The 25,436-nt window shown below is 59.2% G+C and carries 26 protein-coding genes; 16 read left to right on the top strand and 10 right to left on the bottom strand.

The features are described from left to right. Positions 1-59 precede the first annotated feature (59 nt). The 4 genes from AC1RT4_RS03395 to pdxR form a co-directional block, all read right to left on the bottom strand. Positions 60-773, bottom strand: coding sequence for an ATPase (locus tag AC1RT4_RS03395; protein WP_493083530.1), 714 nt, complete (start codon positions 771-773; stop codon positions 60-62). Between the two features lie 228 nt (positions 774-1,001). Beyond that, on the bottom strand, positions 1,002-1,421 hold the full coding sequence (locus AC1RT4_RS03400) for a cupin domain-containing protein (protein WP_273901101.1): 420 nt from the start codon (positions 1,419-1,421) through the stop codon (positions 1,002-1,004). Between the two features lie 212 nt (positions 1,422-1,633). Beyond that, entirely contained in the window at positions 1,634-1,927 is a 294-nt protein-coding gene (locus AC1RT4_RS03405) for a putative quinol monooxygenase (protein WP_007959339.1), read from the bottom strand. A 120-nt stretch (positions 1,928-2,047) separates the two neighbouring features. Continuing rightward, a complete protein-coding gene (gene pdxR / locus AC1RT4_RS03410; protein ID WP_493083533.1) occupies positions 2,048-3,484 on the bottom strand; it encodes a MocR-like pyridoxine biosynthesis transcription factor PdxR in 1,437 nt (478 codons plus the stop codon). 198 nt (positions 3,485-3,682) lie between these two features. Here pdxR and AC1RT4_RS03415 point away from each other — a divergent pair, with 198 nt between their 5' ends. Next, a complete protein-coding gene (locus AC1RT4_RS03415) occupies positions 3,683-4,123 on the top strand; it encodes a carboxymuconolactone decarboxylase family protein (RefSeq protein ID WP_007959341.1) in 441 nt (146 codons plus the stop codon). Here the strand turns inward: AC1RT4_RS03415 and AC1RT4_RS03420 are convergent, their stop codons facing one another. After that, the gene (locus AC1RT4_RS03420; protein ID WP_493083535.1) at positions 4,124-4,468 is read right to left on the bottom strand and encodes a hypothetical protein; all 345 of its coding nucleotides are present in this window, start codon (positions 4,466-4,468) and stop codon (positions 4,124-4,126) included. 195 nt (positions 4,469-4,663) lie between these two features. Here AC1RT4_RS03420 and AC1RT4_RS03425 point away from each other — a divergent pair, with 195 nt between their 5' ends. Genes AC1RT4_RS03425 through AC1RT4_RS03435 form a run of 3 tightly spaced genes read left to right on the top strand, consistent with a single transcriptional unit; the run spans position 4,664 to position 6,871 of the window. Further along, the gene (locus AC1RT4_RS03425; protein WP_493084446.1) at positions 4,664-5,338 is read left to right on the top strand and encodes an STN domain-containing protein; all 675 of its coding nucleotides are present in this window, start codon (positions 4,664-4,666) and stop codon (positions 5,336-5,338) included. Continuing rightward, positions 5,335-5,886 (top strand): RNA polymerase sigma factor, encoded by a 552-nt coding sequence (locus AC1RT4_RS03430; RefSeq protein WP_011334580.1) that lies wholly within the window; start codon positions 5,335-5,337, stop codon positions 5,884-5,886. The genes AC1RT4_RS03425 and AC1RT4_RS03430 overlap by 4 nt, the downstream gene beginning before the upstream one ends. Before the next feature lie 46 nt (positions 5,887-5,932). Then, a complete protein-coding gene (locus tag AC1RT4_RS03435; RefSeq protein WP_236195457.1) occupies positions 5,933-6,871 on the top strand; it encodes a FecR family protein in 939 nt (312 codons plus the stop codon). Here the strand turns inward: AC1RT4_RS03435 and AC1RT4_RS03440 are convergent, their stop codons facing one another. Together AC1RT4_RS03440 and gspH are read right to left on the bottom strand one after the other, a co-directional pair. Beyond that, a complete protein-coding gene (locus AC1RT4_RS03440; RefSeq protein ID WP_207982988.1) occupies positions 6,872-7,480 on the bottom strand; it encodes a type II secretion system protein GspJ in 609 nt (202 codons plus the stop codon). Beyond that, on the bottom strand, positions 7,477-7,929 hold the full coding sequence (gspH, locus tag AC1RT4_RS03445; protein ID WP_011334577.1) for a type II secretion system minor pseudopilin GspH: 453 nt from the start codon (positions 7,927-7,929) through the stop codon (positions 7,477-7,479). Before gspH ends, AC1RT4_RS03440 begins: the two co-directional genes overlap by 4 nt. Before the next feature lie 133 nt (positions 7,930-8,062). On the opposite strand from gspH, the gene AC1RT4_RS03450 reads away from it, so the two are divergent. From AC1RT4_RS03450 to AC1RT4_RS03460, 3 genes are all read left to right on the top strand, one after another. After that, on the top strand, positions 8,063-8,494 hold the full coding sequence (locus AC1RT4_RS03450) for a type II secretion system protein N (RefSeq protein ID WP_134023270.1): 432 nt from the start codon (positions 8,063-8,065) through the stop codon (positions 8,492-8,494). Positions 8,495-8,805: 311 nt separating this feature from the next. After that, positions 8,806-11,820 (top strand): RNA-directed DNA polymerase, encoded by a 3,015-nt coding sequence (locus AC1RT4_RS03455; RefSeq protein WP_493083538.1) that lies wholly within the window; start codon positions 8,806-8,808, stop codon positions 11,818-11,820. Positions 11,821-12,065: 245 nt separating this feature from the next. Beyond that, positions 12,066-13,580, top strand: coding sequence for an ApeA N-terminal domain 1-containing protein (locus AC1RT4_RS03460; protein WP_493083540.1), 1,515 nt, complete (start codon positions 12,066-12,068; stop codon positions 13,578-13,580). 142 nt (positions 13,581-13,722) lie between these two features. Here AC1RT4_RS03460 and AC1RT4_RS03465 read toward each other — a convergent pair whose 3' ends face one another. Beyond that, positions 13,723-14,205 (bottom strand): GNAT family N-acetyltransferase, encoded by a 483-nt coding sequence (locus tag AC1RT4_RS03465; protein WP_493083542.1) that lies wholly within the window; start codon positions 14,203-14,205, stop codon positions 13,723-13,725. 547 nt (positions 14,206-14,752) lie between these two features. Between AC1RT4_RS03465 and AC1RT4_RS03470 the strand changes: the two genes are divergently transcribed. Beyond that, on the top strand, positions 14,753-15,139 hold the full coding sequence (locus AC1RT4_RS03470) for a DUF6124 family protein (RefSeq protein ID WP_493083544.1): 387 nt from the start codon (positions 14,753-14,755) through the stop codon (positions 15,137-15,139). Between the two features lie 212 nt (positions 15,140-15,351). Continuing rightward, complete coding sequence (locus tag AC1RT4_RS03475) at positions 15,352-15,639, top strand: hypothetical protein (RefSeq protein ID WP_493083546.1); 288 nt, start codon at positions 15,352-15,354, stop codon at positions 15,637-15,639. A gap of 86 nt (positions 15,640-15,725) precedes the next feature. Here the strand turns inward: AC1RT4_RS03475 and AC1RT4_RS03480 are convergent, their stop codons facing one another. Together AC1RT4_RS03480 and gspI are read right to left on the bottom strand one after the other, a co-directional pair. Beyond that, complete coding sequence (locus AC1RT4_RS03480) at positions 15,726-16,088, bottom strand: DUF6124 family protein (RefSeq protein WP_011333718.1); 363 nt, start codon at positions 16,086-16,088, stop codon at positions 15,726-15,728. A gap of 606 nt (positions 16,089-16,694) precedes the next feature. After that, on the bottom strand, positions 16,695-17,075 hold the full coding sequence (gene gspI / locus AC1RT4_RS03485) for a type II secretion system minor pseudopilin GspI (protein ID WP_493083548.1): 381 nt from the start codon (positions 17,073-17,075) through the stop codon (positions 16,695-16,697). Positions 17,076-17,221: 146 nt separating this feature from the next. Here gspI and gspG point away from each other — a divergent pair, with 146 nt between their 5' ends. Genes gspG through gspF form a run of 7 tightly spaced genes read left to right on the top strand, consistent with a single transcriptional unit; the run spans position 17,222 to position 25,284 of the window. Further along, entirely contained in the window at positions 17,222-17,680 is a 459-nt protein-coding gene (gene gspG / locus AC1RT4_RS03490; protein ID WP_011334561.1) for a type II secretion system major pseudopilin GspG, read from the top strand. 8 nt (positions 17,681-17,688) lie between these two features. Next, a complete protein-coding gene (gene gspK / locus AC1RT4_RS03495) occupies positions 17,689-18,642 on the top strand; it encodes a type II secretion system minor pseudopilin GspK (protein ID WP_493083550.1) in 954 nt (317 codons plus the stop codon). Beyond that, positions 18,639-19,784 (top strand): type II secretion system protein GspL, encoded by a 1,146-nt coding sequence (gene gspL, locus AC1RT4_RS03500; protein WP_493083552.1) that lies wholly within the window; start codon positions 18,639-18,641, stop codon positions 19,782-19,784. The genes gspK and gspL overlap by 4 nt, the downstream gene beginning before the upstream one ends. Beyond that, on the top strand, positions 19,777-20,322 hold the full coding sequence (locus AC1RT4_RS03505; RefSeq protein ID WP_493083554.1) for a type II secretion system protein M: 546 nt from the start codon (positions 19,777-19,779) through the stop codon (positions 20,320-20,322). The genes gspL and AC1RT4_RS03505 overlap by 8 nt, the downstream gene beginning before the upstream one ends. Next, on the top strand, positions 20,319-22,670 hold the full coding sequence (gene gspD, locus AC1RT4_RS03510; RefSeq protein WP_493083556.1) for a type II secretion system secretin GspD: 2,352 nt from the start codon (positions 20,319-20,321) through the stop codon (positions 22,668-22,670). The genes AC1RT4_RS03505 and gspD overlap by 4 nt, the downstream gene beginning before the upstream one ends. Then, positions 22,667-24,073 carry a type II secretion system ATPase GspE gene (gene gspE / locus AC1RT4_RS03515; RefSeq protein WP_085646839.1) on the top strand — a complete coding sequence of 469 codons (1,407 nt, stop codon included), beginning with the start codon at positions 22,667-22,669 and terminating at the stop codon, positions 24,071-24,073. The genes gspD and gspE overlap by 4 nt, the downstream gene beginning before the upstream one ends. Next, on the top strand, positions 24,073-25,284 hold the full coding sequence (gene gspF / locus AC1RT4_RS03520) for a type II secretion system inner membrane protein GspF (RefSeq protein WP_493083558.1): 1,212 nt from the start codon (positions 24,073-24,075) through the stop codon (positions 25,282-25,284). Before gspE ends, gspF begins: the two co-directional genes overlap by 1 nt. The last annotated feature ends 152 nt before the right edge of the window (positions 25,285-25,436 follow it).

Below are 25,436 nucleotides of genomic sequence, written 5' to 3' on the forward strand. Positions count from 1 at the left end.
ATGAAAAAGCCCCTGCATTGTGAGATGCGGGGGCTTTTTTATTTCTGACAGTTTTGTGGTCACTGCAACTTATGTACTTGATTACTCTCAAGCATCGACACATTACCTGCCGACCTGGTCAATAAATTACTGAGCGACTGGTCAAACTTCTGCAGCGCCCGAACTTGCACATTCTGCTGTTCATTAATATCCGCCACGATATCTTCCGAACGTTTGTAGTCCGCCCATAACGGACTCAAGGCTCTGGCGTCCGTCCCTTGGGCCGTGCCGATATAGTTGAACTTCCCGTCATAAAAGTCCGCACTCACATCCGCCTTGACGTCCGAGCTGCGCGAAGTAATCAACTGGCTGTGGGTGTCGACGATCGCCACCACGTCCGGGTTGGCCGCGCGCAGGCTCTGCATGTCCGGGTACACCGTGACCGAACCGAACTGGCGTTGCAGCGAGGCTTTGACCCAATCCACCGCCATGTCCGGTTTCGACGTTGCGACGTAGGCGTCGTGGATCGGCTGCACCAGCAAGCTCTGGCCGAAGCCGGTGCCGGCGTTGGCCTGGTAGTTGCGCAGGTAGTCGCGGTTGGTCTGGGTGCTCGGGCTGTAAATCACGCCCAGCGACACGCCCGGGCCGGCCTTCACGGTGGTCATATGGCTGCGGCCAACCGGGTGGGGCAGCAAGGTGTCGAGCGACGATACCGCTTTGGGCGCGGTGGGTACCGAGCAGGCCGTCAGTGTCAGCAGTGAAATGAACAGAGTGCTGGCGAACACAGGTTTCATGGTGTTTCTCCCGTGAAACAACTTCAGTCGGAAAGTTTAAGTTGCCACTCTTTGCGGCAGTTGAATCAGACTAAACCTGTGGCGGTTTTATGAAACGACCAATCAGCGAAGTTATCAGGAGACCAATAGTTTGATTTGCTGTAAGCCGGGCAGGTTAATTGCGGTCAGCATTAAAAACGCCCAAATCGACGATTTGAGCGTTTTTATTTATGGCTGACGTAACAGCAATCAGTTTTCCAGGGGGATCAACACTTTCTCGTCGGGCGACAGCACCATGAACACCAGCAACTTGGCCGGTTTGCTCTTGCTGGCGTTTTTTGAGATTAAATGCTCGGAACCGGCCGGCTCGTACCAATATTGGCCCTTCTTGTAGGTGATCGGTTGCTCACCCTTGACCTGGGAAACGATCTCGCCTTCGAGCACGTAGGCCATGGCGGTGCCGTCGTGTTTGTGGGCGATCGAGGACTGGCCGGGCTTGTAGTCGACTTCGATCATCATGGCTTTTTTGCCGGGGACGTTTTTCAGCATCTGATCCTGCAGCACCGAGATTTTCTCGGACGGGGCATCGGTACCGTGGGCCAGTGCCGAAGCGCTGATGGTGAGGGCCAGAGCGGCGAGCGGGGCGGCAAGCAAGTGCAGGACTTTCATGGTGATCACCTGATAAGTGGGGGAGTCGGTAATCACAGTAGTCCGCGGGCCGGGGTATTCAAACGGCCAATATTCGGGAAGTTCGGGTGACCAATTCTTGAAATTTCAGCGCCTGTGAATACGCCTTCGCGAGCAAGCCCGCTCCCACATTCAACCGCATTCAAATGTGGGAGCGAGCTTGCTCGCGAAGGCGCTCCGACGAAGATGTCGGATCAGACGATAGGAAAAGAGTTGAAATCCACACTATTGGCCAGACGACTGTCGATCAGGTCGATGAAGCCCTGGGCTTCCGGGCGATTGAAATGCGCCTGCATTGCCGCTTCCGACTGCCAGCGGGCGCTGACCGTCCAGCGGTGGCTGTCCTCGGGGCAGCGGTCGACCATGTAGGAATCGCAGCCCGGCGTTTCGCGCAGGGTTTCGACGATCTTCTGCAACTGCTTGCCCAGCTCCTCCGATCGGCCGGCTGCAGCCTGCACCTGTACGGTGTTGATCACTTCGTTGGACATTGCTCACACTCCTGAATCAGGCCGGACGAATCCTGCTCATTGAGGGATAACGCTTGTGCAGGATAGGCCTGCACCCCCGGATCACCAATAACCAATCGGCGGTTAAACGTTTAGACCAATCTACCCAACGACCTGTTGCAGAATGTCGCGCAGGCGGTCGAGCGCGATGTCGATGTCCAGCGTCTCGATGGCGCCGAAACCGAAGTACATCCCGCTTCTTGCAGGCTGCTGGTAATAGAAGCCGTCGATGGCGTACAGCCCGACTTCGACCTTTTTCGCCAGTTCGATCACCAGCGGCAAGTCGATCGGCACCTTGCAGAACACCGCCATGTGAAACCCCGCGCTGGGCGGCACGGCTTCCAGCCACGGCGACAGATCGGTGGCCATGCGCGCCAGAATCCGCTCGCGGCGCTGGGCATAAATGGTGTGGCAGCGGCGGATGTGCTTGAGCAGACAGCCTTCGGCGATGAACTTGGCCAGCGCCCATTGGGGCAGGGTAGAGGCGTGCAGGTCGGTGAGCTGCTTGGCGCGAATCACCGCCTCGAGAATCGCCGGCGGCAGGATCGCGTAGCCGAGCCGCAGCTCCGGCAACAGGGTTTTCGAGAAAGTGCCGACGTAGGCGACGATGCCGCGCTGATCGAGCTTGTGCAGCGAATCTGTCGGGCGGCCCTCGTAGCGGAACTCGCTGTCATAGTCGTCCTCGATGATGATCGCGCCGAGCTCATGGGCCCGCTCAAGCAGGGCTTCGCGCCGCGCCTGACTCATCGGCATGCCCAGCGGAAACTGGTGCGACGGCGTCACGTAAATCAGCCGCGTGCCCTCGGGAATCCGCTCGACCTGAATGCCCTCGGCATCCACCGGCACGCCGACCACGGTGGCGCCATGAGTGCCGAACAGCAACCGCGCCGGCGGGTAACCGGGATCTTCCATCGCCACCAGACTGCCGGGGCGGATCAACACCCGGGTGATCAGATCCAGCGCCTGTTGCGCGCCATTGCAGACCACGATGTCTTCGTCCTGGCAGTTCACGCCACGGGAAAACGCGATGTGCCGGACAATCGCATTGCGCAGCGCCGGCAGGCCTTCAGGCACGCTGTAAAACCCTTTGGAATTGGCCATCTGCCGCAGCGCATGAGAGACGCAGCGGCGCCAGTCATCCTGGGGAAACTGGCCCTTGCTGGTGGCGCCGCCGATGAAGTCATAGCGCAGCGAACCCTCAAGCGTCGGATGCCGCAGAAACACCGGCAGATTGCGCCAGCTCTCGATCACCTCGGAACTGGCCAGCTCGGAATGGCTTTGCTTGCGCTGCACCGGGGTCGAGCGGGCGTTGACGTAAGTGCCTTTGCCGATCACGCCGGTGAGGAAGTTTTCGTAGGTGAGCTGCGCGTAAGTGTCGGAAATGGTCTTGCGTGAAATCCCCAATTGCTCGGCGAGCAAACGGCTGGGCGGCAACTGCGTGCCGGCGGCCAGACGCCCGGATTCAATGGCGCCGCGCAGTTGCTGGTACAACTGACCGGCCAGGTCCTTGCGGCCGTTGATCACGACATGAAGTTCCATACCGAGGGGGCTCTCCGGGCGATTGAGTGTGCCGGCCAGATTACTCCCGAATGCGGGCGGGGCAGAAGTTGCGTGGTCGAAAAACCGTGAATTGGCCTCCGGTTCAGTGGTCTGCCGTTTTTTCGTGAAATTGGGGCTGTAACCTTGCCGAGCCAGCGCTTACCGTGAAATCACTCTTCTGCTGCCCGAGGCCCGCCCATGTCCCCGCGTCTGGATTACTACAGCGCTTCACCCAAAGCCATGAAAGCGATGATTGCCCTGGAAGCGCTGACCAGCAGCCTGAGCATCGAACCGCCGCTGCTGCACCTGATCAAGATCCGCGCCTCGCAACTCAACGGCTGCGCATTCTGCACTGACATGCATTCGGTGGAAGCACGGCGGGCAGGGGAAACGGATCGACGCTTGTACGCCATCGCGGTCTGGCGCGACAGCGGCTTCTTCAACCTGCGCGAGCGGGCCGCACTGGCCTGGACCGAGGCGGTGACGCTGCTGGCGGATAGCCGGGTGCCTGACGATGTTTACCAGCAGGCGCGGGAACAGTTCAACGAGACGGAACTGGTGGACCTGACCATGGCTGTCAGCACTATCAACAGCTGGAATCGCCTGGCGGTGAGCTTCCGGCAGATTCCCAGCGACTGATCACTTGCCCAGCAGCGGTGAAGCGCCGGGATTCACCGGTGGCCGCTGCGGTTTCACCGACGTACCAAACGTGTTGCCCATCCGAGTACTCGTTGCTGCCGGCGTAGCCAGCCCCACCTGATTCGGCGGCCGCTTGTTGATCGGCACATTCATCGCTTCCTGATTTTTTTGCGCAGCCGCCGCGCCGTCGGGGTTGTTCCCCATCTGCTGGCTCAGGCAATCGTAATTCGGCGCCTTGTAGCCACCCACCGTCACTTCAACGCAGCCCAGCGGTTCCTCCGCATGTGCACCGCCCAACACCGTCAGCAACAACCCGCCGAAGACGACTTTCCAGACTGATTTCATGCCTGCCTCCTGGCCGGCCCTAAGGGGCCGCTCTAGCTCAAGAGTCTAGTGCAACGGCGGCGCCGATCCCGTGATGGTTTTTTTGCAGTGGCCGTCACACCAGATTCATAAACAGCCCTCAGGATGACGGTTTTCAGGGATACATCAGCCGTGCAGCGAGGCCGTGCCAGGGAGGATGTTGTGCGCTCAGCGCTCATGCGCCAGCTCTGTCTGGGGCTGCTGCTTGGCTTGTTTCTGAGCCGCGCCAGCGCCAACCCGATGCCGGCGACGATGCGCATGACGCTGCACATCCCGGCCCAGGAGCTGGCCCGCGCCCTCGATCAGTTCAGCCGCGCCACCGGCATGGCGGTGCTGGTCGACAGCCAGTTGAGTCGCGGTCGACGCTCGTTGGCGGTGGATGGCGAATTCACCGCCGCCGAAGCGTTGCGCCGGATGCTCGGCGGCAGCGGTTTGATGGCCAAGTACAGCCGCGACGACGCGTTCACCTTGCAGGTTGCGCAAGTCGAGGAAGTGCCGATGCCGGCGGAGAAACCGACCCCCGCCAGCGCAGCGGTCAACCGAAGTTACGCCACGGCGGTGCAGGCCGCGATTGAACGCAACCTGTGCCGCTCGCCGCTGACCCGGCCCGGCAGTTTTCGCGCGGTGTTGCAGCTGTGGATCGGCCGCGACGGCGTGGTGCAGCACAACCGGTTGGTCACCACCACCGGCGATGTTCGGCGCGATGCAGCGCTGGTAGACAGTTTTCACACGCTCAAAATCGACCGGCCGACACCCGGCGCATTGCGCCAGCCAGTCACGTTGCTGTTGTTACCCGAATCGTCAGGAAAGCGCATGGAATGCACACAATGGGAAGGAGTTTCCGGGGGATGAAAGACGCCGGACAAAGTTCGATGGTCCAGCTGTTCCTGACGTCCTACGAGGACTTTCGGGTGCGCCTGCGACGCCGTCTCGGCTCGGAGGACCTGGCCAACGACGTGCTGCACGAAACCTACCTGCGGGTCGACCGCATGGAAGCGCCGCCGAACCTGCTGCGGCCCAACGCCTACCTCTATCGCATGGCCCTGAACATCGCCGCCGACCGCCGCCAGGCCGATGCGCGGCTGCTCACCGGCAGTGAAGTCGAAGAACTGCTGCAAGTCAGCGACGAAGCGCTGGACCCGATGCGCGTGGTCGGCGGCCAGAAGGAAATCCAGTCCCTGCTCAGCGCCCTCTACGAGCTGCCGGCCCGGCGCCGCCGGATCTTCATCGCCGCACGGCTGGAAGAAGCGCCGCACCTGGAAATCTCCCAGCGTTTCGGCATCTCCACGCGCATGGTCGAGAAGGAAATCAAGGCCGCCCTCGGACACTGCGCGGCCAAACTGGAAAGAAAAGTGTTTCAGCGGTTCGGTCGCGGGGCCGGAAAACCGTCTAGTGAATGAAGCTCCGATTGAGTGTCCCGATCAACCCGTCGAGTACCTGTGCGTTTTGAACATCTTCCGTCTGACACCTGCCGAGCCCACGCCTGCCGAGCGTCTGCAAAGCGAAGCCCGCGACTGGCTGATCCTGCTGACCTCCGGCCGCGCCACGGTCGCCGACGCCCGAGCGCTGCGTCAGTGGTGCGCCCAGAGCCCCGAACACGCCCGCGCCTTTGAAGAGTGCAAGGCGTTGTGGCACCTGCTGCAACCGGCAGCGGAAGCGACGCAGGCACCACGACGGTTTGGACGACGGGCGTTTCTCGGCGGCGCGATTGCCGCGTCGGCAGCGTTCCTGCTGGTGCGTGGCACGATCCCGGGCGGGTTCTCCGGGCTTGGCGCGGATTACATTACCGAAGTCGGCCAACAACGTCGCGTCGAACCTGCCGATGGCTTGAGCCTGGAACTGAACACCCAGACCCGCATCAACCAGCGTTCGGTGGATGAGGGCGTGCAAGGTTTTGAACTGGTCAGCGGCGAAGTCGAAGTGCAGACCGCGCGGCTGCCGATGGCGATGCAGGCCGGTGGCGGCTGGTTGCGGGCGAGCAGGGCGCGGTTCAACCTGCGTAACCTTGATCAGCAGGTATGCGTGACGTGCCTCGATGGCGCAGTAGAAGTGGAAGTTGAAGGCCGCAGCCTGCGCCTGGAACCGGGCCAGCAACTGACCTATGACGCGCAACAGGTCGGCACTGTGCAAAGCGTCGACACGGCCGCAGTAACCAACTGGCGCCAACAGGTGCTGGTGTTCAACGGCACGACCCTCAGCCAGATGATCGACGAGATCAACCGCTATCGTCCGGGCATGTTGCTGTTGCTCAATCGCGAACTCGGCCAACGCCGCGTACAGGCACGTTTCTCCCTCGACCAACTGGCCGGTGTAGGTGCACTGATCCGCGATGCCTACGGCGTCAAATGCACCGAGTTGCCGGGTGGCGTAGTCGTCCTCAGCTGATCACTGCAAGGGCCCCATGACCTGCCGGTACTTCTCCGGCCCTTGCGGTGTTTGCCGAGTCAACCGCACCTCCAACCCCAACGGATCCTCCCGCCGATTCCCGCTCAACTGCCGCCACCCCTTGTCCGCCTCCCAAACCCTCACCTGCAAATCACTCACCTCACCCAACACCGCCACCCCCGCAGTCGGCGCCGGCAACGGATACCGACTGCGCGCCGGCGCCACCGCGCGATACAGCGTGTCCCCCTTCAGCCACCAGCGCACCCGCTGCAACGCTCCCGGCTGATCCGCCGCACTACGAATGATGTCCAGCCGAAACCCCTTGCTGTCACTGCTGCGCACCGTAACGGCAGGCGGCGCCGTCGCCGGTTCATCCTCGGTGCCGACCTTCTTCGGCTCCGTCAGCTCGATCCCGGCGCGCATCTCCACATCCCGCTGCATTTGATTCAACGCCCGCAACAGGCTGTCACTCTGCTCACCACTGGCCTGCAAATGGCTGTCGGCGCGGGTGACACTGTCCAGCCCCTTCCAGGCAATCAGACTGACCACCGCCATCAACAGAATCGCGACCATCACCTCGATCAGCGTAAAACCTTGTTGTCTGTTCATTGCACGCTAATCCGGCCGGAAGCATCGCGCAGCACACTCAACCGATTGAGCCCGTCAGACAGCGTCAACTGCAGCGGCGGATTGATCCACTCCGCGTTCAGCACCACTTTCTGCTTCGGCTCCACCCGCACTTCCAGCTTCGGACTCTGCCAGGGACGCGGCCGCAACTGCGGGTCCCGATCGAAATGATCAAAACCCTTGCCACTGTCACTGCGCCGACTGAACCGAAACCCCTTGCCATCGCTCAACCACGCAATCGGCCGGCCATCGGCGCGGGCCTCCGCCTGGGCAATCTGCAGCAACTGTGCCACGCGCTCGGCGTCCTTGCGCAGCAACTGCAACGGATCGGGCTTGATACTCAGACTGATCGCCGCACTGGCGATGCCGATGATCACCAGCACCACCATCAACTCGATCAGCGTAAAACCCTGCTGCCTGCACCGGTTCATCGAATGCGCACTCCCTTGCGTCCAGCCCCGTCCCAAAAAACCATCCTGCACGGCCAACATGTAAGGCGTGTGAAATAAAACCGTGAGAATTGCCGCGTAGTCTGGTCACCGGGACTAAAAGGAGATTCAGCCCATGAGATTCACCGCACGCTTTTCACCCCCCCAAATCATCCAGGCCGCCGCACTGCTGGCCGCCCTGGTCGGCATCGCCACCTGGTCATCCCTGCTCCTGACCACCGCCGAATCCCACACCCCGGCGGCTACGCCGCAACTGCTTGCTGCGCGCAGCGATAACCCGGCATTGCAGTGGTTTTCCAACCGCACGGCGCCGGTGGAGATCAAGGTCAGTGGGGTGATGGCGGGGAGTCGGGGAGCGGTGGCGATACTCAGCCTCAACGACGGACCGCCGAGGAGTTTTTTGCAGGGGGAGCGGGTGAGTCCTGGGGTGAAGTTGGTGGCGGTGGAGGGGGATGGGGTGGTGATTGAGCAGGGTGGGGAGAGGGTGAGGTTGGGGGTGGAGAGGTTGGGGGAGGGGGTGGAGATGCCTAGGTTGGTGAGGCCGTGAGGTGTAGGAGTGAAGTATTTTTTGTCGTTTCGATTGAAGTTGTGCCTTTAAACTACTGACTTGAGTGCCATGTCACAAAAAAGCTGACAAGCAAAGAGTGTTTTTTTTGCTACTTTTCGATATATGGCGAACCGTAACGAAGGGTAGAAAACGGCTCGATACGGACGGTTGAAGCTCCTACTAAACTAGGGGCTGTTCATTGATCCATTCGTGACACTCCCGTAAAGATAGAGCACCTTGCAATGTTTTAGCCCACTCATGCTTGGTTTCGGTAATATCCAGGGTATCCAAGGATTGTCGAAGGTTAAGAAATGGACGTCACCCCGATGTCGTTATCGCTGCACGATTTTGGCCTCGCCTATCGTAAGGCCAAGGTTGATCTCTACTACTCAACCAACCCGTCGCTGTTCGACATAGCCAACTATGAAGATGACCTGGGCAAAAACCTCACGCGTCTGAAAGAGCAGATCGAAGCGGTGAATGAGGACTGGGTCAAAACCCCCGCATTTCTCGGCACTTGGACACTGGCTCCAAAAGAAATCGAGATTGGCAAAGAAAAGCAGGGTCAAAGTCTGATCTTTGCCTCGCCGGAAGCCGAGTGGCAAAGCGCGACTGAGGTCGGCAACCGCCCCGTTGCCGTTTTCCGCCTCATGGCTCGCTGTAGCATAGACTTTCACGTGCTGTCATCACTATGGATGATGGAAGTCGGTAATCTTTTCGACAAGCAGCTCAGCAGCAACGTCTTTGGTAGCCGCCTACGCCGTAACCGGCACGAGGAGATCAATACGTGGGCCCTTGGATCATTCAAACCCTATCTCAGACCCTTCCGTGAATGGCGCGACGGTGGCATCAAGGCGATGCGAACAGCCCTCAGCGAGAAGAAAAAAGTATTGGCACTCACAGCCGATGTAAGCAGTTTCTATCACGAGCTAAGCCCCGGCTTTATGCTCGATGACAGCTTCCTCAAGTTAGCCAACATTGAACTGAGCGAATCGCAGTCCAAACTGAACCGCCTGTTCATTTCCGCCTTATTGGCCTGGGCACAGGATACGCCACTAGGAAAAGGGTTACCTGTAGGTTTGCCTGCGTCTGCTGTGGTCGCGAACGCGGCGCTAATCAAGCTCGACCAGTTCATCGAGCAACAAGTAGTGCCACTGTATTACGGTCGTTATGTGGACGACATTCTCTTGGTAATGGAAAACGCCAGTGATATCAAAACCACTGAGCAGTTTTGGGATTGGATCTTCAGTCGTGACGGTGGCAAGGATCTGCTCAAAAAAGATGACGGTAGCATTCTGTTCAAGCCTGGATATCTCAAAGAAGACCACATCGCCTTTAAAAACAGCAAAAACAAGCTGTTCGTCCTTGCAGGCTCTGCAGGTACGGCTCTGGTCAACGCGATTTCTGAACAGATCAACCAACGTGCAAGCGAATGGCGCGCGTTACCCGACCTGCCTAATTCGCCCAATACCGTAGCTACGGACTTGCTCAAAGCTACTAACCTGGCTGGTGAGCAAGCAGACAATCTACGAAAGACCGATGCGCTGACGCTGCACCGCGCGGGTTTTGCACTTAGCCTTCGCAACTACGAAGCCTTCGAACGCGATATCCCTCCGGAGAGTTGGCAAGCACACCGCCATGCCTTTTTCGCCGCAGTTATCGAGCATTTGCTCACCCCAGTTAAGTTTTTCGAACTGGCTCAATATCTGCCACGCATCATCCGCATGGCAACCGCTTGTGAGGATTTTGAGTACCTAGGCAAAATCATCAATGCACTGGATGGCCTGATCAATAAAGTAGAAATCGACTGCACTCTAGCGATCAAAAGCCTGGCTGCTGCCGACGTGCCAGTCGAAACCCGACAATTATGGAAGCGATCCATCTGGGAAGTGACAGCGCAGAGCATCGTGTCTGCGTTTCCGCCCCGCCTAAGCAAATCGGGAACGACCGCTTGGAAGAACCAAATGACCGGCCATATGGAGAAACTTGCCTCCGTTATTTGGAATAACTTCCTGGACAGGCCAATGAACATCACCAGCCAGCAAATACAGAAGCTTCAAGTTCGCCTGTTCAGCTTCGATCTCGCTCATATCCCCCTGCGCTTTACGGGTCTGCCTCAGGAAATGGTCAGCCAGCGCGGTATTCCACTCCGTAAAAACCTCGCAACGTTTGACGCAGAAGAGCTATTGCCTTACGAGATGACCGACGGTATCGCCATACTGGCGAACTGGCTCAGGCTTAAACGCGGCACTCCGTCTGGACTAACATTCGCCACTCGCCCATTCAGCCTCAATGAGCTCTACCTCATCGCCCCCACCCCTTTTGCTGCCTCTAGCCGCCAAACACTGGGGTTGGTGGTGCAAGCGCTACGAGGTTTTGAGCTGACCACGCAAAAGATGCCGCACCTCGACAAAAAGCAGGTTTTGAATATCCCGGACGGAGAACCGAAGGCCAAACAGACCATCGCTGTGGCCAGCTTGGAGACTAAAGATGAGAGCTTTACTGCCGCCATCATGGGGTTGCCTGATCCGGATGGTCTGCACCGTTACCAACGCATCAATCGCCTGATCAACGAACTGATCTCTCGGCCTGACGGCGCTGGTTACTTGATCCTCCCGGAAGTGTCTCTACCACCTCAATGGTTTATGCGTATCGCCGAAAAGCTAAAGGGCCGTGGCATATCTTTGATCACCGGGGTGGAGTACCTCCATGCACCGAGAAAGTATGTGCGTCATCAGGTTTGGGCTTCGCTAACGCACGACGGTCTCGGATTCCCTTCGCTGATGCTCTATCGCCAGGATAAACAGCGTCCAGCGTTCCATGAGGAGCAAGAACTTTTTCGCTTAGCAGGCCTGCAGATGCAGCCAACTCAAGAGCAACAGTGGCAAAAGCCTCCGGTAATTCAGCATGGTGATTTCCGCTTTGCCATCATGATCTGTAGTGAGCTGACCAATATTCGTTATCGCGCCGACCTACGCGGTCATATCGACGCGCTGTTTGTTCCAGAGTGGAATAGTGACACCGACACATTCAACGCACTGGTGGAATCTGCCGCTCTGGATATTCATGCTTACATCATCCAATGCAACAACCGCCGCTTCGGTGATAGCCGTATCCGTGCACCTTACAAGGATCGCTGGAAGCGCGACATATTACGAGTCAAGGGAGGTAACCACGACTACTGCATTACAGGTGAAATCGACGTACTGAGTTTGCGCCAGTTTCAGTCTAGCCACCGCTCGCCAGCTTCAGGTTTCAAGCCTGTGCCAGATGGTTTCAACGAGGATATGGCATCGGATCGGAAAGTATTACCCAAAGGTGCCTAGACCTATCTCGATCAAGCGGTGGGGAAAAGGCGACTGGTTTATTTCCCCAAAATAAATCAGTCCCCTTTGTTTCTCGGCTCACAGTGCACTCTCTTCGCCCCACGAATTGGAAAAAAACTGACCAGAAGTATCTGTTTAGTTCGTGGCAGTTGTGGCTGCTTCCTCGCAAGCATCCGGTGAAAATTTCGATTGAATGCTATCCTCAGGGTTGTCGTACTTTAACCATAATTGAGTTTATATTTTCTATGCCAACACACGAACAATACAATGGACTTTTTCTTCCAGCAGATAGCCAGTTTGCCGGTTTACTCAAAATTGCTGGCGCGGATAGCATCCTTAAGCTTGTAGGGAAGAGTCACTGGACTCACCCCGAAATTGGATCCTCAGACATTCATGGAATGCTAAATGATGGAAAGAAAGTTTCGCTTCTGGATTGCGTGCTTCACGGTACAAGCCGGCATCGCTTTGATGAGAACTCTCAGTTTGAGAGTATATTTTTTCCGCACTACGCGGTGGTAGGTGAAGAATTTATTAGTTCTGGTGAGCCTGTTATTCAAGCGATTCGCTATCATTTTAAGAACGTCGACTGCCTTGTAAGCGGGCGTGAGACTTTTCAGTCACTACATCCTGAAATAGCCGAGATTCACCAGATTCTGGAGATGGATCACAAGCGTAGAGAGAGGATAGCAGAAGAGTATGGCTGGGAAAGCCGCCCTTTCAATCCTCAGATCGGCGAGCATCCGCATATACTTTATTTTAGTGGCTTGTGGGAAATCGTATCTACTAGCGCGGAGATTGGGAAGGTTTCGTTGACGAACCGATCTTCTCATCCAGGTGGAAGTGCTGCGGGAATCGGTATTAAAAATCAAGTCACCGCCAATATCGAGTTCACGGAACCAAAAACGTTGGACGAAGCGACCCATGCTCTTCGAACACTACACGGGTTGTTTGAGCTAAGCCTCGGGAATCGTCAAAGCTTCTGTTGGATTGAGTTAGAGTTGACTCACCGCTCAAAGGAAACCTCCCACGACAGACCTCAGACTGCCCAGTTGTACTGGAGCTTGTGCAATGAACTAGTTCAGGGTGACCCTACGACCAGTTTAGGTGACATTCTTCTTTGCCCAGATCGAAATCCTGAAGAGTTTGCCAAGGTAGCGAAAGGTTGGATGAACAGTGCGGAGTCGATGGGGGATCCAAGGGTACGATTTTCAACAGCATTTTTCGGAAGCTACAGCATTGATCGGATAGTTGGCGCCGCCAACATGTTTGACTTGCTACCATCGAGCTATGTACCTAAGACGAAAGAAGTCGATACGTCAATGAGAGAAGCGATGGCGCAGTGCCGAAAAATTTTCTCAGATCTGCCGGATAGTTTCGCAAGGCAGTCTGTCCTCTCGACCCTAGGACGTATTGGTAAGGCAAGCCTACGCGACAAGATAAACCACCGTGCTGACAAAATTATTGAGGTGGCAGGCGATAAGTTTCCTGAACTCTATCTGCCATGCAGTCAGGCTGTATTGTGTCGAAATCACTATGTTCACGGCAGCGCTGGATCATTCGATTATCAAAAACATTTCACAGAGTTCGCGTTTATCGTAGATACCTTAGAATTTGTTTTTGCTGCTTCAGATCTACTTGATCTTGGGTGGGATATGAGAAGATGGATGAGCCAAGGTGTGACAATGACGCATTCACTTGGAGTTTACATAATTAACTATTCGCAAAATATTGCTCATCTAAAACAATTGATAGGTAAGTAGATGTTGCTGTTGCTTTATATGGCTAGCATATGTGGTTTTGTTTGAAAAAAAAGGGGGGCAGATTTATTTTCCAGAAAATAGATCAATCCCCTTTGTTCATCTAACGGTGCAACATCTGTCGGGGCAACGTATCAAGATCTGCCTAGTCGCCCAGATCAACGGCATTACCGTTAGCCCAGACATAATAATTATCGAATTCACCGCTCTCGACGAACACGAAGCCATGGCGAGTGTAAAAACGATTTGAAGCGCTTTCCTTGAGAGCACCGACCTTGATGGGACGCCCGATCTCGTCAGCCTCTCTGAAAATCTGAGTAAGAACTTCAGAGCCGATTCCTGCTCCTTGAGCACTGGGTATCACATACAAGTGGTCAAGCAAAAGCTCGCTCTGGTGGTCTTTGATTACGACAAAACCGACCAGATCACCTGATACTTCTATGCGACGAGTGCTGTTAACGTCGAACCCAGCAACAAATCGTTCGCGCGCACGATCTGGGTTAAATCGTCCAAGCCGTTCAAGGCTCTCGCGCATGGCCTCAATCCTGATGGCTACCAGATCTTCCAGGTCGTTATTGGAAGCTGCGCATAAAACGACAGCGGAGTTTTGATCAGCGGAGGCTGGCATAACAAGCATCCTAAACATGGCCGGTCAGTCATTATGCAGAGAACAGATTCCGCATAACCACTACTGCTTCGGTTCAATGGAGGCGATAGCTCCCTATCAGCTTCAGGGGGATGTGTTCGCCGGACGCTTACATTTGTTGGGGCAAGGGGGCGGATCTGTCGTGGGATCCGAGACGCAATGAGAATTCCGATAAACACCAACGTTTAAAAAGACATCTCCAGACACTCTCTCAGGCTACATATCCTTGCGCCGTTGCCTACAGCTACGCCAGAATCCGCCGGCTTGTGCGCTTTGTACCTGGTCTTTATCGTCTACGTGTCGCTGGCAACCCAGTGACCGGGTTTAGCGACCCGACCAGGTATAAGTTCAACGACGCTCCCGTTTGTCGCAGACTTTTGCGATGACGATATGGTGGCTGTGCGTGGGAGACCTTCGGGTCTGCCGGGTCTTATACCTCTCGGTTCGCTAACCCGCGTACAGCTGCCACCCTTACCTGTTTAGCGACAGGTGTTGGTGGTTCCACCAGGTATAAAAATGGAGCTTCACCATGATCAAACCAACACCCAACCCGCCCGAAACCGATTCGGTTTCCCCCTACGAATCCATCGATTCCAGAAAACTCCACGAAGCCGCCGACCGCGCGCTCGACCATTACCTATGTCCGCCCGGCTCCACGCCGCCCCCACGTAGAATCCGCGGGATGTATGCTGTGACGGCGGACAATAAAAACGAAGAATTGCTGATTGATGCCAGTGAAACACTCGCTTCGGCCCAAACCATTGCTCAGAACATCGCCAGTCTGGTGCCGGCTTCGCAGCGTCGGGCGTTGGTGGGCATTGCGCAGTTGATCATGCTCGGGGAGTTGGCGGTGAATCGGGCGTTGGATAATTTGCAATTGCCGGTAAAGCAGACCTCGGGATCGCCTGCTGATTAAACTGGTGTCAATTCTGGCGCCTTCGCGAGCAAGTCGAATCGGCGCACCGTCGCTCCCACAGGGATTTATGTTGATCACAGATATTGTGTAGGACGCTGAAATCTGTGGGAGCTGGGCTGGCAGCAAAAATTGGGGGCTGATTTACTTTCTGGCATTCAATCAGTCTCCTTTCATGCTAGAACCCTTCAGCCTCTACCACCGGCACCATCGGAATGAAAAAGCTTCTAATCGCAGCGATCCTCGTCGTAACGACGGTGCTCTACGTCGGCTACTACGAAGCCCTTGAGGAAGGGGACATCGAGACCATTGTCTTCATCAAGAAACACCCGACGTTTCAGATGAAGTTCTACAACATCCACGCGAACGATGGAGAGATCAGGAAGGTAGAGCGCCTGACAGCTGAGGAGCGGGGATGGATTATTGATTACTGCAGGTATCGCTTGGGAATCGACACTGACCTGAAGACTCAGGATGACGTCGAGATGTGCCGCAAAAAATAGAAATGCTCATTTGGCCGAGGTAGTCAGCTACACCTGACAACCTCGGCCATTTTTTTTCCGACTATTGAGCTACAGCGCTCAGCCGATCACGTCTTCACCTCAACATGATCCAACGCCTGATTCACCGCCAACTCACTCAACATCACCAACTGCGCAATCCCAATCGCGGTTTTGCGATGAGCAGGCTCCAGCGTGGCGGCGAAGTTATTTAGCATTTCGCTGGCCGATCCCAGTGATTCGCTGGCGTTGGCCAGCAGGGATTCGGTGTTGTAGGCAGGATTGGCCAGGTACATGGGGTCGTGTTTGTGGTGGCTGCCCATGATGCGTTGTTGTGGGGTGAGGTAGTGGTCGAGGGCGCGTTCGGCGGCTTCGTTGAGGGTTCGGGAGTCGGGGAATTTGTAGGGGGAGACCGGGTCGGTTTCTGGTGGGTTGGGTGTTGGTTTGAACATAGATGTAGCTCCATATGGGACTTAAGGAGCCATCACTCTCGCTACCAAACGAGTGGTGGTGGCCATACGAAGGTTGGTAGACCGGCCCATATGGAAAATCCGGCGCGCCCGAGGACGCCCTGCGCATGGCCACCATAAGACGGATGCCGAAAGGCATCTGCGCTAGGTGACGTTATGCGTCATATGGGAGGTCGGGCTACCAAACCCGATCACTGTTTTTCAGTGACCCGGAAACGATAAGACCCGCGCACTAGACGCACAAGCCGGCGGATTCTGGCGTAGTCGTAGGTAATGACGCAAGGTTGTGTAGCCTTGGGGACGTTACTGTTGGTGTCTTTTAAACGGGGTTTTTGGGAGGCGTTAAACGGGTGGGTCAAGAGCGGCCCTCACCCCAGCCCTCTCCCGGAGGGAGAGGGGGCCGACGGAGGTGTCTGGCGTTGTACATCGACCTGGGCGACCGAGTTGATTATGGGTTTGGAGACGGGCGTTTGAGTTGATTATGGGTTCAACGCGGTGTGTGCGTGGTGGTGAAGATTTTCAGGTGGTTGTCGGAAATATCTCTCGGTCGATTCTGCTGCATACCAGCGGTCTGACGTTTCGGGAGGGCTAGGGATTTTCGGGTCGGCTAAGCAACGTCTCCAGCCGAGCCAGCGGCGGCGCATCTTGGTTGCGGTCAAACACCTGAACTCCAACCTTGAGCAACCGTCCATTCTCTGCCGCTGCGATCACCTGCTCACACCGCAACAACAACCTCCCTTGATCACACTCAACCGCCTTAACCCCCATCACCAACCGCCCCTCCAACCGCAATTCTGCCATCCGACTCTGCGCCGCAATCATCGCAATCGACCGATCCCGCAATATCCCGCTGCTCTGCGTCATCAACCCCGCCACGCGCACGGCGGCGGACATGGCGACGGCGATGATCGCCAGCGCGACGAGCACTTCAATCAGGGTGAATCCGGCTTGCGGGGAGGGGGTGCGCATCGGGGTCTCGGGCGGTCGGGCAGCCCTTGACGCTAACGCCCGTGCTTGACGGCTTGACGACGAAAACACCCGAGGATTTTCAACATCCCTGACATATCTTCTTGCAACACTGCGCGTCGAATCGAATCAAGCCAGGGAATGACGAGATGGATATCGCGCAGTTCAAACAGCCCAGTCGACCGAGCCGGATGCCCCGTGGGCAGCAGGGTTTCACGTTGATCGAGATCATGGTGGTCGTGGTGATTCTCGGGATTCTGGCGGCGATGGTGGTGCCCAAGGTGCTCGACCGGCCGGATCAGGCGCGGGCCACGGCGGCGAAGCAGGACATTGGCGGGTTGATGCAGGCGCTGAAGCTGTATCGCCTCGATCACGGCACTTACCCGAGCCAGAGTCAGGGCCTGAAGGTGCTGGTGGAGCGGCCGGCCGATGCGAAGAACAGCAACTGGCGCTCGTACCTGGAGCGCCTGCCGAATGACCCGTGGGGTCGTCCTTATCAGTACCTCAATCCCGGTGCCAACGGCGAGATCGACATCTTTTCCCTCGGCGCCGACGGCCAGCCTGACGGCGATGGCGTGAATGCCGACATCGGTTCCTGGCAGTTGTAAGGCCGGTCATGAACAGCCAATCGAACCAGCAGGGGATGGCGATCATCAGTGCGCTGCTGATTGCGGCGGTGGTCGCGGTGATCGCCGCCGGCATGCTGACGCGCCAGAGCGTTTCGACCCGGGCGCTGGAAGCCGAACAATTGCGCGTGCAGGGCCGTTGGGTGTTGCACGGCGGGTTGGAGATCAGCCGGCAATTGTTGTGGGATGCGCGGCAGCGCGATCCGTTGACCCGACTCGATCAACCGTGGGCGCAGCTCTTGAGCACCCAGGGTTTCGAGGGGCGGCTGGAGGACGAGCAGGGCAAGTTCAACCTGCGCAATCTGGTGGCCAACGAACGGATCGATGACGCGCAGGTGCAGGCGTTCGAGCGTTTGTGCGAATTGATTGGTGTCAGCAGCGGGTTGAGCCGGCGCATCAGTCAGCGGGTGATCGGCTCGTATCCGCACCTGTTGAATGCCCAGGTGGTGGACAAGCCTGTGGCGAAAAACACCTTCGACAGCGGGCGCGCCACGTCGCCGTCCGCTTCGCGCAAACCGCAATCGCCGACCCTGCCGATGCTGCGCACGCTTGACGATTTACGCAGCGTCGACGGGGTCAACGATGCGCTGTTGGCGAAACTGGCGCCGTACCTGACGGTGATTCCGGCGACCACCTGGCTCAACGGCAACACGGCCACGGCGCCGGTGTTGGCGGCTTATGTGCCGGGGCTGTCGCTGGAGCGGGCGCAGGCGTTGATCAATGAGCGTGACGCCGGGCGCTGGTTCATCAATCGCGGGGATTTCGTCAATCGCCTGCGACTGCCGCAACTGGAGATCACCAGCGTCAAGGTCGGCATCACCAGCGACTGGTTTCGGCTGCGCGGGCAGGCGCGGCGGGATCAGCGGCGGGTCAGCCTCGATGCGTTGCTGCATCGCAGTGAAGACCGCTTGCCGCAAGTGATCTGGTCGCGGGTGGGCGTATGAGCCAGTTGCGCGTGAGTTTGCCGCCGCTGGCGGAGTTGAGTCTCGACAGTGAAGTGGAGGGAGCGTGGCTGGATCGTCAGGGGCAGGTCACACGCCAAGAGCGTGTGCGTCTCGGCGCGCTGCCGAAGCAACCGTTGGTGTGTTTTCTGCACCCGTCGGACAGCCTGTTGGCGAGCATCGATTTGCCACCGCTGCCCGCGAACAAAACCGCTGCGGCCGTGCAATGTGCGGCGCAGGCGTTGATGCTCGGCGACAGCGCCGAAATGCACATCGCCCACAGCGCTCGCAATGAAAGCGGTCAGGTGCAGATTGCCTGGGTAGCACGCAAGGATTTGCAGCACCTCGGGCAATTCGGCTTGAACCTCAAAGGTCTGTACCCGGCGGCCTACAGCTTGCCGGTGATGGCGGGCGGCGTCGGCTGTCTGCACGACGATCATCTTTTGCTGCGTCACGGCCCGAATGCGGCGCAGGTGCAGCCAATGATCGACGAAGCGTGGTTGCTGGAAACCGGTCTGCCGGCGCACTGGATCGGTGGCGGCGCGCCGGAAGCGGTGCAATCGACGTTGGCCGACACGCAACGTTGCTCCGGCCCGTTGCCGAACTGGGGCCTGCACGGCGGCCTCCAGCAACCGGGCACCGAACATCGTGGCTGGGGCAGGGCGCTCGGTTGTTGTGCGCTGGCACTGGCGGTGTGGGTGATCGGTTTGAATCTGTACGCCGCCCGCGAGGCCGGGCAGGGCCAACAGCTCAAGGCGCAGATGGCGCAGCGGGTGAAGCAGGCGTTCCCCGAGTTGCCGGTGATCCTCAATCCGCTGCAACAGGCCCGTCAGCAAATCGCGGCGCGTCAGCAAGGCGCGGTGGATGCGCCGGGGCAGGATTTCACGCGGCTGGTTTCGCAGGCCGGCAGTGGCATGCCGTCCATGGCGGGCACGGTGCAGCGGCTGGAGTTTGTCGACGGCGCGTTGCAGCTGAGCCTGCTGCCCGAGGCCCGGCGTTCGGGCAATGACAAGGATTGGCAAGGCACGCTGGCCCAGGCCGGCATCAGCATCAGCCCGAATGATGACGGCTGGGTCCTGCGCCCGGCCGGCGAGGCGACCGCCGCCACCGACAACGACGACAGCAGCGGAGCCGAAGATGAATAGCCTATCGCTTGCGAAATACCGCGCCGGTTGGCAGCGCATCAACGCTCAGTTGCAGGCCCGTTGGCAGCCGTTGGCCTTGCGGGAAAAACGCATGGTCGGCGGCATGGCGGCGCTGTTGCTGGGGCTGTTTGTGTGGGTGGCGCTGATTCAGCCGCCGCTGAAGAAGATCGCCGCCTCGCAAGTCGAAACCCCGAAACTGCGCGCTCAGGCCGAAGCGCTGGAAGTGCTGTTGCGCGACGTCAGCGTGCGCCCCGACGGGCAAAACCTGGAGCAGTCGCTGCAACAGACGTTGCAGGCCAGCGGACTGGGCGGCCATTACCAATTGGCGGCCGCGTCCGCCGGCTGGCAGTTGACCTTCGACGCGGCACCGGCCGACGCCGTGCTCGACTGGCTATTGAGCCAACCCCGGAATTTTTCACTGCAAGTGGTCGAGGCCCGTCTGCAACGCGCAGACGACGCCGCGACCGATGACACCGCCGGCACTCTGTCGGGCACCGTACGCATGGATCAGGCGCTGGGCGCTAAGGAAGCTTCATGAAGGGGTCAGGATCCAAACGCATGGCGTTGCCGATGCTGTTGATGGCATTGAGCGCGTGCAGCAACACCACGCCACCGAATCAACCGCCGCTGCTGGTGGACAGCGAACTCGGCCGGCCGCTGGCCAACACCCAGCGCAGTGGCGACGCGGTGCTCGACCGCGAACGTGCGCAGGCTCAGGTCAAACCTGCGCCGAAGCAATTGCACAACATCACCGAACGCGCCCGCAGCGGCGGTTCGGTGCGGGGCACGACGTTGCCGGCCAATCCGTTGGGCGATCAACCGGTGACGCTGAATTTTGTCGACGCGGATATTCAGGCGGTGGTGCGAGCGTTGTCGCGCTCGACCGGCCAGCAGTTTCTGGTCGATCCTCGGGTCAAGGGCAACCTGACGCTGTTGTCCGAAGGCCAGGTGCCGGCGCATCAGGCTTACGACATGTTGCTGGCGGCGCTGCGCATGCAGGGTTTCAGCGTGGTGGACGTCGGCGGCGTAGCGCAGGTGGTGCCGGAGGCCGACGCGAAGTTGCTCGGCGGGCCGATTTATAGCGCGGACAAACCGGCCGGCAACGGCATGCTTACCCGCACGTTCCGCCTGCAATACGAGAACGCGGTGAACCTGATCCCGGTGCTGCGCCCGATCGTGTCGCCGAACAACCCGATCAACGCCTATCCGGGTAACAACACCATCGTCGTCACCGATTACGCCGAGAACCTCACGCGGGTCGCGCAACTGATTCAGGGCATCGACACCCCGAGCGCCATCGACACCGACGTGGTGCAGATCCAGAACGGCATCGCCGCCGACATCGCGCCGATGGTTGCCGACCTGCTCGACGCGCCGGGCAATGACCCGACACAGAAAATCGCGGTGATCGGCGACCCGCGTTCCAACACCATCATCATCCGCGCCGGCAGCCCCGAGCGCACGGAGCTGGCGCGCAACCTGATCTACAAACTCGACAACGCCCAGAGCAACCCGAGCAATCTGCACGTGGTTTATCTGCGCAACGCTCAGGCCGGCAAACTCGCCCAGGCACTGCGCGGTCTGTTGACCGGCGAGAGCGACAGCGGCACCAGCGACAGTGCACGTTCGGTGCTCAGCAGCATGGGCAGCTCCACCAACTCGGGCGGCGGGCAGAACGGCCAGAGCGGCACGCAAACCAACGGCACTACGTCGACCACCAACAGCGGCAGCACTGGCGGCAGTTACGCTCAGGGCAGCAGCGGCACCAGCGGCAGCAGTAATGCGCAAAGCAGCGAACAGAACGTCGCGTTCAGCGCCGGCGGCGTGACCATTCAGGCCGACGCGACCACCAACACCTTGCTGATTTCCGCGCCGGAACCGCTGTACCGCAACCTGCGCGAAGTCATCGATCTGCTCGACCAGCGCCGCGCGCAAGTGGTGATCGAAAGCCTGATCGTCGAAGTCGGCGAGGACGATGCCAGCGAATTCGGCGTGCAATGGCAGACCGGCAACCTCGGCGGCAACGGTGTGATCGGCGGGGCCAACCTCGGCGGTTCGGGGATCAACGTTAATGGCAAGACCAGCCTCGATGTGCTGCCGCAAGGCCTGAACCTCGGCTACGTCAACGGCACCGTCGACATCCCCGGCATCGGCAAGATCCTCGACCTGAAAGTGTTGGCCCGGGCGCTGAAGAGCAAGGGCGGCACCAACGTGTTGTCGACGCCGAACCTGCTGACCCTGGACAATGAAGCGGCGAGCATTTTCGTCGGCCAGACCATCCCGTTTGTCAGCGGCAGCTACGTCACTGGCGGCGGGGGCACCAGCAACAACCCGTTCCAGACCGTGACCCGCGAAGAGGTGGGTTTGAAGCTCAACGTGCGGCCGCAGATTTCCGAGGGCGGCACGGTGAAGCTCGACATTTATCAGGAAGTCAGCAGCATCGACGAACGCGCCTCGGCGGCGGCCAATTCGGCGGGGATCGTCACCAGCAAACGCGCGCTCGACACCAGCATCCTGCTGGATGACGGGCAGATCATGGTGCTCGGCGGTCTGCTGCAGGATGGCTACAGCCAGAGCAATGACGCGGTGCCGTGGCTCTCGAATATTCCGGGGCTGGGCGCACTGTTTCGCAACGAACGTCGTTCGATCACCAAGACCAACCTGATGGTCTTCCTGCGCCCGTACATCATCCGCGACAGCGCGGCGGGGCGCAGCATCACGCTGAACCGCTACGACTTCATGCGCCGCGCTCAGGGCGGTCTGCAACCGGAGCGCAGTTGGGCGATGCCGGACATGCAGGCGCCGCAATTGCCGGCCACCGCCCAAGGCGTGCCGGCACCGGTGTCCGGCCCGCGCGCGACCATCAAAGCGGTGCCGCTGCAATGAGCGCATTGCCTTACGCCTGGGCCAAGGCGCAGCGGATTCTGCTGCGCGACGGCGTACTGACGGTGTGCCCGTCGACGCCGGGCTGGTCGATCAGCGAGGTGCGCCGGCAGTTCGGCGCGGCGAGGCTTGAGCGGGTGCGCGATGACGAACTCGACGGCTTGCTCGCTACTGCCTACGCCGACACCGGCAGCGCGGCGGCGGTGGTCGGTGCGGCGGAAAACGAAGTCGACCTCGACCGCCTGATGCAGGACATGCCGGAAATCACCGACCTGCTCGACACCCAGGACGGCGCGCCGGTGATCCGCATGATCAACGCCTTGCTCACCCAGGCGGCGCGGGACGAGGCCAGCGACATTCACATCGAACCGTTCGAAACCCATTCGGTGGTGCGCTACCGGGTCGACGGCACGCTGCGCGACGTGGTCTCGCCGCGCAAGGCGTTGCACGGTGCGCTGGTGTCGCGGATCAAGATCATGGCGCAGCTCGATATCGCTGAAAAACGCCTGCCGCAGGACGGGCGCATTGCGTTGCGCGTAGCGGGGCGGCCGATCGACATTCGTGTTTCCACCGTGCCCACCGGTCATGGCGAGCGGGTGGTGATGCGTTTGCTGGACAAACAGGCCGGGCGCCTACATCTGGAAACCCTGGGCATGGACGCGCAGGTGCTGGCCAAACTCGATCACCTGATCCGCCAGCCCCACGGCATTGTTCTGGTCACCGGCCCGACCGGTAGCGGCAAAACCACCAGTCTCTACGCTGCGCTGGCGCGGCTGGATGCGAGCACCAGCAACATCCTCACCGTGGAAGACCCGGTGGAATACGACTTGCCGGGCATCAGCCAGATTCAGGTCAACGCCAAGATCGACATGACGTTTGCCCTGGCCTTGCGGGCGATTCTGCGGCAGGACCCGGACATCATCATGATCGGCGAGATCCGTGACCTCGAAACCGCGCAGATCGCGGTGCAGGCTTCGCTGACCGGTCACCTGGTGCTCGCGACCCTGCACACCAACGACGCGGTGTCGGCGGTCAACCGCTTGGTCGACATGGGCGTCGAACCGTTTCTGCTGGCCTCGTCGATGCTCGGTGTTTTGGCCCAGCGCTTGGTGCGGCGGCTGTGCAATCAGTGCAAGCAGGAAGACCCGGCCACGCCCGGCACCTGGCGCCCGGTCGGTTGTGCGGCGTGCAATCACACCGGATACAGCGGTCGTACCGGCATTCACGAATTGTTCTGCATCGATGACGACATCCGTACCCTGATTCACCAAGGGGCAGGGGAGCAGGCGTTGCGCGCGGCGGCGAGCAAGGCCGGGATGTTCAGCCTGCGTGAGGACGGCGAGCGCTGGATCCGCAGCGGTGCCACGGCGCCGGAAGAAATCCTTCGTGTGACACGGGACGCCTGATGAATCGCTATCGTTTTGAAGCCGCCGATGCCAGCGGCAAGATCGAATCCGGGCATCTGGAAGCGGACAGTCAGGGCGCCGCGTTTGGCGCGCTGCGCGGTCGTGGCTTGACGGCGTTGTCGGTGGAGAAGGAAAGCAATGTCTCCCAGCATGGCGGCGGTGGAATGTTCAGCGCCAAACTGTCGGATAACGATCTGGCGTGGGCCACGCGACAACTGTCGAGCCTGCTGGGCGCCAGTCTGCCGTTGGAAGCGGCGCTGAGCGCCACGGTCGAACAGGCCGAGAAAAAACACATCGCTCACACCCTCAGCGCCGTTCGCGCCGACGTGCGCAGCGGCATGCGCCTGGCCGAAGCGCTGGCGGCGCGGCCACGGGATTTTCCGGAGATTTACCGGGCGCTGATTGCGGCGGGCGAGGAGTCCGGTGATCTGGCGCAGGTGATGGAGCGGCTGGCGGATTACATCGAGGAACGCAACAACCTGCGCGGCAAGATTCTCACCGCGTTCATCTATCCGGGCGTGGTCGGGCTGGTATCAATCGGCATCGTGATTTTCCTGCTCAGCTACGTGGTGCCGCAGGTGGTCAGCGCGTTTTCCCAGGCGCGGCAGGATCTGCCGGGGCTGACGCTGGCGATGCTCAATGCCAGTGATTTCATTCGGGCGTGGGGCTGGTTGTGTGCCGGGATCATGGCCGGTGCGTTCTGGAGCTGGCGCCTGTATCTGCGCAATCCGGCGGCGCGCTTGAGTTGGCATCATCGGGTGCTGAAGTTGCCGCTGATCGGGCGGTTTGTGCTGGGGCTGAACACTGCACGGTTCGCCTCGACGCTGGCGATTCTCGGCGGCGCCGGGGTGCCGTTGTTGCGGGCATTGGAGGCGGCGCGGCAGACCTTGTCCAATGATCGTCTGAGCCTGAGCGTCAATGAGGCCACTGCGAAGGTGCGCGAGGGCGTGAACCTGGCGGCCGCGCTGAAAGTGGAAAACGTGTTCCCGCCGGTGCTGATTCACCTGATCGCCAGCGGCGAGAAAACCGGTGCACTGCCACCGATGCTCGAGCGCGCGGCGCAAACCTTGTCCCGCGATATCGAACGTCGGGCGATGGGCATGACCGCGTTGCTGGAGCCGCTGATGATTGTGGTGATGGGCGGGGTAGTGCTGGTGATCGTGATGGCGGTGCTGTTGCCGATCATCGAGATCAACCAACTCGTGCAGTAGTTTTTTCAACTTTTTTGCCGGCGCCCAGATCTCACCCGAGCGCGAAAAACGGCATCCTCGGGTTCTCCTTTCTGTCATCTGCAACGGCCCCTCAAGGGCTGTGGCCGATTCCCTCCAAAAGCTTGTCTTAGACACTCCGGCCAACCACCAGA

This window comes from Pseudomonas sp. GW821-FHT11D10 (genome assembly GCF_058808435.1).

Bases quoted from the DNA above. Each gene is read 5' to 3' on its own strand.
- AC1RT4_RS03430 (WP_011334580.1), top strand. From the start codon at position 5,335: ATGAAAGACGCCGGACAAAGTTCGATGGTCCAGCTGTTCCTGACGTCC.
- AC1RT4_RS03395 (WP_493083530.1), bottom strand. From the start codon at position 773: ATGAAACCTGTGTTCGCCAGCACTCTGTTCATTTCACTGCTGACACTG.
- AC1RT4_RS03470 (WP_493083544.1), top strand. From the start codon at position 14,753: ATGATCAAACCAACACCCAACCCGCCCGAAACCGATTCGGTTTCCCCC.
- AC1RT4_RS03465 (WP_493083542.1), bottom strand. From the start codon at position 14,205: ATGCCAGCCTCCGCTGATCAAAACTCCGCTGTCGTTTTATGCGCAGCT.
- gspE (WP_085646839.1), top strand. From the start codon at position 22,667: ATGAGCGCATTGCCTTACGCCTGGGCCAAGGCGCAGCGGATTCTGCTG.
- AC1RT4_RS03460 (WP_493083540.1), top strand. From the start codon at position 12,066: ATGCCAACACACGAACAATACAATGGACTTTTTCTTCCAGCAGATAGC.
- AC1RT4_RS03505 (WP_493083554.1), top strand. From the start codon at position 19,777: ATGAATAGCCTATCGCTTGCGAAATACCGCGCCGGTTGGCAGCGCATC.
- gspI (WP_493083548.1), bottom strand. From the start codon at position 17,075: ATGCGCACCCCCTCCCCGCAAGCCGGATTCACCCTGATTGAAGTGCTC.
- AC1RT4_RS03480 (WP_011333718.1), bottom strand. From the start codon at position 16,088: ATGTTCAAACCAACACCCAACCCACCAGAAACCGACCCGGTCTCCCCC.
- AC1RT4_RS03425 (WP_493084446.1), top strand. From the start codon at position 4,664: ATGCGCCAGCTCTGTCTGGGGCTGCTGCTTGGCTTGTTTCTGAGCCGC.
- gspG (WP_011334561.1), top strand. From the start codon at position 17,222: ATGGATATCGCGCAGTTCAAACAGCCCAGTCGACCGAGCCGGATGCCC.
- gspF (WP_493083558.1), top strand. From the start codon at position 24,073: ATGAATCGCTATCGTTTTGAAGCCGCCGATGCCAGCGGCAAGATCGAA.
- AC1RT4_RS03475 (WP_493083546.1), top strand. From the start codon at position 15,352: ATGAAAAAGCTTCTAATCGCAGCGATCCTCGTCGTAACGACGGTGCTC.
- gspL (WP_493083552.1), top strand. From the start codon at position 18,639: ATGAGCCAGTTGCGCGTGAGTTTGCCGCCGCTGGCGGAGTTGAGTCTC.
- gspH (WP_011334577.1), bottom strand. From the start codon at position 7,929: ATGAACCGGTGCAGGCAGCAGGGTTTTACGCTGATCGAGTTGATGGTG.
- AC1RT4_RS03455 (WP_493083538.1), top strand. From the start codon at position 8,806: ATGGACGTCACCCCGATGTCGTTATCGCTGCACGATTTTGGCCTCGCC.
- AC1RT4_RS03440 (WP_207982988.1), bottom strand. From the start codon at position 7,480: ATGAACAGACAACAAGGTTTTACGCTGATCGAGGTGATGGTCGCGATT.
- AC1RT4_RS03415 (WP_007959341.1), top strand. From the start codon at position 3,683: ATGTCCCCGCGTCTGGATTACTACAGCGCTTCACCCAAAGCCATGAAA.
- pdxR (WP_493083533.1), bottom strand. From the start codon at position 3,484: ATGGAACTTCATGTCGTGATCAACGGCCGCAAGGACCTGGCCGGTCAG.
- gspD (WP_493083556.1), top strand. From the start codon at position 20,319: ATGAAGGGGTCAGGATCCAAACGCATGGCGTTGCCGATGCTGTTGATG.
- AC1RT4_RS03420 (WP_493083535.1), bottom strand. From the start codon at position 4,468: ATGAAATCAGTCTGGAAAGTCGTCTTCGGCGGGTTGTTGCTGACGGTG.
- AC1RT4_RS03405 (WP_007959339.1), bottom strand. From the start codon at position 1,927: ATGTCCAACGAAGTGATCAACACCGTACAGGTGCAGGCTGCAGCCGGC.
- AC1RT4_RS03450 (WP_134023270.1), top strand. From the start codon at position 8,063: ATGAGATTCACCGCACGCTTTTCACCCCCCCAAATCATCCAGGCCGCC.
- AC1RT4_RS03400 (WP_273901101.1), bottom strand. From the start codon at position 1,421: ATGAAAGTCCTGCACTTGCTTGCCGCCCCGCTCGCCGCTCTGGCCCTC.
- gspK (WP_493083550.1), top strand. From the start codon at position 17,689: ATGAACAGCCAATCGAACCAGCAGGGGATGGCGATCATCAGTGCGCTG.